At 46.3% G+C, this 5,854-nt stretch carries 7 protein-coding genes; 4 read left to right on the top strand and 3 right to left on the bottom strand.

The window, feature by feature from the left end; all coding sequences use genetic code 11:
- Window positions 1–219: 219 nt before the first annotated feature.
- From dcd to QZY09_RS13270, 3 genes are all read right to left on the bottom strand, one after another.
- Complete coding sequence (dcd, locus tag QZY09_RS13280; protein ID WP_295673105.1) at window positions 220–756, bottom strand: dCTP deaminase; 537 nt, start codon at window positions 754–756, stop codon at window positions 220–222.
- A gap of 238 nt (window positions 757–994) precedes the next feature.
- Window positions 995–2,182, bottom strand: a complete 1,188-nt coding sequence (locus QZY09_RS13275; protein ID WP_295673104.1) for a Gfo/Idh/MocA family oxidoreductase — start codon at window positions 2,180–2,182, stop codon at window positions 995–997.
- Between the two features lie 114 nt (window positions 2,183–2,296).
- Window positions 2,297–3,151 carry a phytanoyl-CoA dioxygenase family protein gene (locus QZY09_RS13270; RefSeq protein ID WP_295673102.1) on the bottom strand — a complete coding sequence of 285 codons (855 nt, stop codon included), beginning with the start codon at window positions 3,149–3,151 and terminating at the stop codon, window positions 2,297–2,299.
- Between the two features lie 97 nt (window positions 3,152–3,248).
- Here QZY09_RS13270 and QZY09_RS13265 point away from each other — a divergent pair, with 97 nt between their 5' ends.
- The 4 genes from QZY09_RS13265 to QZY09_RS13250 all read left to right on the top strand — a co-directional run.
- Window positions 3,249–3,899 (top strand): 4'-phosphopantetheinyl transferase superfamily protein, encoded by a 651-nt coding sequence (locus tag QZY09_RS13265; RefSeq protein ID WP_295673101.1) that lies wholly within the window; start codon window positions 3,249–3,251, stop codon window positions 3,897–3,899.
- On the top strand, window positions 3,889–4,614 hold the full coding sequence (lipB, locus tag QZY09_RS13260) for a lipoyl(octanoyl) transferase LipB (protein ID WP_295673098.1): 726 nt from the start codon (window positions 3,889–3,891) through the stop codon (window positions 4,612–4,614). Before QZY09_RS13265 ends, lipB begins: the two co-directional genes overlap by 11 nt.
- Window positions 4,611–5,333, top strand: a complete 723-nt coding sequence (locus QZY09_RS13255; RefSeq protein ID WP_295673097.1) for an SGNH/GDSL hydrolase family protein — start codon at window positions 4,611–4,613, stop codon at window positions 5,331–5,333. The genes lipB and QZY09_RS13255 overlap by 4 nt, the downstream gene beginning before the upstream one ends.
- A gap of 39 nt (window positions 5,334–5,372) precedes the next feature.
- Window positions 5,373–5,854: SGNH/GDSL hydrolase family protein (locus QZY09_RS13250; protein ID WP_367119218.1), on the top strand; the 482-nt coding region annotated here is incomplete at its 3' end.

Here is a 5,854-nt window from a genome sequence, read left to right as displayed (position 1 = left end):
CGCCTGACAAATATTCGAATATGATTTGCTGTTTTATTCTTTCTATATTCATGATCCGGATCTCCTTGTGACAACCCTAATCAGTACGACACACCGTGCGGAAAAGTGGAACAGTGGAACGCTTGCGTCGCCAGAGATCGTTACCTTACTCCACCAACCCTTTCTGGCTTCCACTCTTTTCCGTCTTTCGGACTTTCGGACTTTACTGACTTCCCGACTCTAAAAAACGTTCTTCCACATCATGCTTTCTACCGGGCGGGTGCTGGGCACGTTGTATTTGGCGTTAAGCTTGGTATTATAAAACGTTTCGATCTCGCCCTCCACCACAAAATAAATGAGCTGGCCGATGGGCATGCCGGTATAAACCTTTACAGGCTGGGTGCAGCTGATCTCCAGCGTCCAGGTATTGCAAAAGCCTACGTCGCCCTTGCCGGCGGTGGCGTGGATATCGATCCCCAGTCGCCCGGTGCTTGATTTCCCCTCCAGGAAGGGCACGTGCAGGTGGGTTTCGGTATATTCCTGGGTAACGCCCAGGTACAGGGTATTGGGCTGCAGAACAAAGCCATCTTTAGGGATCTCGAAGGGGATCACCTCGTTGTGGAGCCTGGCATCCAGCACGCGGTCGCGGTAGGTGGCCAGGTGTTTGCCGAGGTGTACATCGTAGGAGTTAGTACCCAAACATTCGCGCCTGAAAGGCTCGATAATGATGGATCCCTGCTCCATTTCTTCTAGAATTCGCTTGTCTGATAGTATCATGGGTCAGCCGTTGAGCCGACTAAATTAGAACTAATTAGCACGCACAGCAAGGCTATGTTTTTAACAAAAGTTTTAGGTAATTGTGGAAAGAAAAAATTGCGATACGCCTCACCTAAACGGCAAAGCCCTCATGAGCACCAAGCATAAACTATACGCGAATAATCCTCTCCAAAGGAGAGGACTTTTGATATTCCTTTTTAAGCCCCTCTCCTTTGGAGAGGGGTTGGGGTGACGCATCCTACGCCACATCCAGTGCCACTACTTCGCCGGTAACTTTATGTTTCAGGATCAGTTTGCGGTCGCCGTTGGGGAGGATCTCTTTCTTGATGAGGTAATGGTCGTCATCGTACGAAATGAAGTTGGAGCCGTAATCGTCGGTTTGGTCGCCGCGCCAGCCTTCAATTTGTACGGGTTCCCATTTGCCGGTTTTAGCCGACAGGTAGCAGGCATCTATAATGGCGTTAACGATATAGCCGTCGTAAAAGGTTTCCAGGGGTTCGGTTTTGTTTTCGATGGCGTTAAACATATCGGTAAACATATTGGTATAGCCCAGCTCATGTACCTCATCCCCCACCGGGAACAGCCAGCCGCTGCTGCTTTCGGCTTTCTCGGCAACATATCCACCCTTGCCGGTACTAAACATCTCGAAACCGGTGCGCAGGAAGTTGTTGAGCCAGATGGTGCCTTCGGTGCCCATTACTTCGTCGCGCAGGTCCATCCCCCCGCGGAAACACCAGCTTACCTCAAATTGCCCGATGGCGCCGTTGGCGTATTTTACCAGGCCAATGGCGCTGTCTTCGGCCTTGATGGGGTGCACCTGGGTAGCGGCCCAGCACATTACCTCAACCGGCCGGATGTTTTTGCCAATAAACCCACGGCTGATCTCGATGCAATGGCAACCCAGATCCACCATGCAGCCACCGCCTGATTGTTCGTGATCCCAAAACCAATCGCTATGCGGGCCGGGGTGCGCCTCGCGCGATTTTGCCCAAAGCACCTTGCCAATGTTACCGTCCTGCACCGCCTTAAGCGATTTAAGGAATTTGGGGGTGTAGCAGAGGTCCTCCAGGTACCCACCCATGATGCCGGCTTCTTCTACCATATCCAGCATTCGTTTGGCTTCGGCGGCATTGCGACCAAGGGGTTTGGTGCATAAAACATGTTTTTTTGCCCTGGCGCAGGCCGCAACAGCTGCTTCGTGCAGGTTATTGGGCAGCGAGATCACCACGGCATCCACATCGGCACGGCTAACCACGGTATCCATATCGTCCGAATAAAAACTAAGGTGGTAATCATCAGCGAACTTTTTGGCTTTATCAATATTTCGTGAGTAAACGCTGATGAGTGAATCTTTTGCGCGCTGCGCCTGCAGCGAGTCTGCATAAAAACGGGCAATAAACCCGGAGCCTAACATTGCTATGTTCATTATTCTTTAATTTTTAAAATTGTGATAGTCTTGGGTCCTGAATCGAAAGTCTTAAGTCAAAAAAAGGCGAACTATAGACTCCTGACTTAAGACTCAAGACTTTGGGCTCAAGGCTTAAACCTCCACCTGCTTCTCCCAGCCGGTGTCTTTCAGGCCGGGGTCGTTTTCTTTTTTCAGGAAATCGGCGTTGGAAAGGGATTCTGCAACCCACTCTAATATGGCGCTATCAGGCACTACATCAACCGGTACTTTATAAGCCGTCGAAGTTTCGTTATAAGCCACATTCGATTGCAGGTTATAGCAGGAAATAATGGACCATCGCGGACGATCAGATAAATTAGCCTCCGACCGGTGTAGTATATTGCTGTGGAAGATGAGGGCGTCGCCGGGTTCCAGTTCAACATATACCAGTTCCATTGTTATTAAGGCATTATTTACCATGACCATGTCGGCGCCGGTTTGTTCGCCGGCAAAACCGTGGTTAACCCGGCCCAGCTTGTGCGAGCCTTTAATTACCTGCAGGCAGCCGTTGTCCTGGTTGGCTTCTGTCAGGGCTACCATCACGCTGATCATTTCATCCGGAAACATAAACTGGTTTTTGTACCAGTAGCCGTAGTCCTGGTGCCATTCCCAGGCGCCGCCAACCTTAGGTTCCTTTTGCATTAGTTTGGAGTGGAAGTGGCAAACCGGCGCTTCGCCGCCCAAACATTGCTTTACCGCGCTAATCATCTTTTCGCTGCGGGTCATGTAGCCAAAAACATCATTGCCAGGCGTAAACCATAGCGACAGTTTGCTTTTTTTTCCACTTTTGTCGTTTACGTCCAAAGCGTTGTTGTGCATGGCATTGTCATCCAGCGCGGTTTGGTATAATTTGTTGATTTCTTCGGGATTAAAAAAGCCTTTTAAAATGAGGTATCCCTGCTGATGGTAAAGCCCCACCTGTGCAGGCGTCAATATTTCTGTTAGCATGGTAATTTTTTTAAGTCCTGGTTTATAATTGCTAAAAAGCGATACAATTTAGGTTTATTTGATATAAGTTTGGCAACCTTTTTGCAATTTTACTTTTATGGCTATAGCATACAGGCAGCAGGTTGATGACGATACCGAATTTGCGATCTGGAAGATTGAGGAAGAGGCTGAGGATCTGTACAGCCAACTCCAATTAAACGACGAAGAAAAGGCTTATTACGAGCAGCTTAAAATAGGCAAGCGTAACCTGCATTGGTTAGGTACGCGCGTTTTGCTGCGTAAATTGCTGCGCACTGATGAATATATCGATTGCAAGGTGGATGCCCACGGCAAACCTTATTTAGTGCATCTCCCTTACCATATTTCATTAAGCCATTCCTTTGATTATGCCGCGGTAATGATCAGCAAGGAGCCGGTGGGTATAGATATTGAGCAGGTGAAGCAAAAAGTTGAACGCATCGCCCATAAATTTATGCGCAAGGAAGAACTTGATTTTATTTCGTCAAAGCATAGGATTGAGGAACTTTACGTTTGCTGGTGTGTTAAAGAAGCGGTTTATAAATGTTTCGGGCAGAAAGAGGTTTCGTTTTTACATAACATATTTTTGGAACCCTTTAATTTTGAGGGGCATGGCGTGGTGAACGCCAGGCTGAAAAAAGATAATATCGACATTGCATACGAAGTGGGCTATATGCAATACCATGATTATATGGTGGGTTACGTGAAAGGCAAAGAAGATGAAAAATAAAAAGGTTATTGCGCAAGACTGGGGACTGATAGACTATAAAGAGGCTTGGGATAAACAGGAGGAAATATTTTCTGCAATTGTTAATTTAAAAACAGAAATACGCAACCGCAAAGCAGGCACTGAAGGGGATGAATACGAAGAGGAAACCTTAACCCCGAACTACCTTGTATTTTGCGAACACCCGAACGTTTATACCCTGGGCAAAAGCGGCAAACCCGAACATCTGCTTTTAGACGAAAAGGGGCTGATAGAAAAACATGCATCCTACTACCCTATTAACCGCGGGGGCGATATCACTTACCATGGCCCTGGGCAAATCGTATCCTATCCCATCCTCGACCTTGACAATTTTTTTACCGACATACATCTCTATCTCCGCACTCTTGAAGAAGCGGTAATACTAACCCTTGCTGATTATGGCCTGAGTGCCGGCCGATACCCGGGTTACACTGGTGTTTGGTTTGATGCAGATAATGACAAGGCCCGAAAAATTTGCGCTCTAGGGGTAAGGTGCAGCAGGTGGGTAACCATGCACGGCCTGGCATTTAATGTAAATACCAATCTTGATTATTTTAAAAACATAGTGCCCTGCGGTATTGATGATAAAGATGTAACCTCGATGCAACGAGAGTTAGGGTACGAAATTGATAAAATTCAAGTAAAAAAAATCCTTAAACACCATATTTCCGTATTGTTCAATATGGAGATGGTATGAAAGCATTACAAATTATATTAATAGCGATAACGGCACTATCAGGATGTAATAAAAAGGCCGATTTTGCCCCGCCGGCGACAGCCGACACAACAATAAACACAAAACCTATGACGGATTCTCTATCTTATCTTGCCTTAGGCGATTCTTATACTATCGGCGAAGCTGTTCCTCCTGCAGAATCATACCCCTACCAGCTGACAAGCGCATTGAAGGACAAGTCCTTAAATGTAGAAATCCCGAAAATCATTGCCATCACCGGATGGACAACCGACAACCTGATCGCTGCGATTGCCAATGGTGGGATCACCGGTAAAAAATACAATTTTGTAACCCTTTTGATCGGTGTAAACGACCAATTCCAGGGCATAAGTCAGGATAATTATAAAATAAAATTTAGCCAGGTTTTAAACACGGCAATAACTTTCGCCAATGGCGATACCAGCAGGGTTTTTGTATTGTCGATACCTGATTATGGTGTAACACCTTTTGCCGGTGGGCGCGATGCACAAATAGGGCCGGAAATTGATCAGTTTAATGCAATTAATAAATCCATAAGCCTGAAGGCTGGAGTTAATTATCTCGATATTACCGCGATATCAAGAACTGCGGCTAACGACCCAACATTAATTGCAATCGACGGGTTGCACCCCTCAGGTAAAATGTATTCGTTATGGGTTAATCAGCTAGCGCCAATGGTGGCGGCGCAACTTAAAAAGTAAACGACTCAAAAAAAGTAATGTATCCTTTGGTAATGTGCTATGAAACGATTTCTTCCTGTTCTGCTGCTAATTGCCGGGGTAACCGGTTGCACCAAAAAAGCGATGGTCGTTCCGGTCTCTGTCGCTATTAATCATCCGGATACCACCAAAATTACTGCATCAGATACCCTTAGTTACCTTGCTTTGGGAGATTCGTATACAACTGGGGTCGAGGTAAACCTGCAGGACACCTACCCTTACCAGTTGGATAGCATATTAAATATGCATTCCATTCATATACTGCCCCCACTTGAAATTGCTAAACCAGGCTGGACGACCGTTGATTTGATCAACGCAGTAGCAGGAAGCGGAATCAGCAATAAAAAATTTGGATTAGTTACCATGATGATTGGCGTAAACGACGAAGCACAAGGCCTGACTGTTAGCGATTACCGATTGAAATTTGCGCAAATATTAAATTCCGCTATTAATTTAACAGGTGGTAAAGCCAGCCATGTTTTTGTTTTGTCGATACCGGATTG

Origin of the sequence: uncultured Mucilaginibacter sp. (assembly GCF_903913935.1) — a bacterium.
Taxonomy (GTDB): domain Bacteria; phylum Bacteroidota; class Bacteroidia; order Sphingobacteriales; family Sphingobacteriaceae; genus Mucilaginibacter.
The sequence above is the reverse complement of the archived record's forward strand: the minus strand, read 5'-3'. Positions and strand labels throughout refer to the sequence as shown.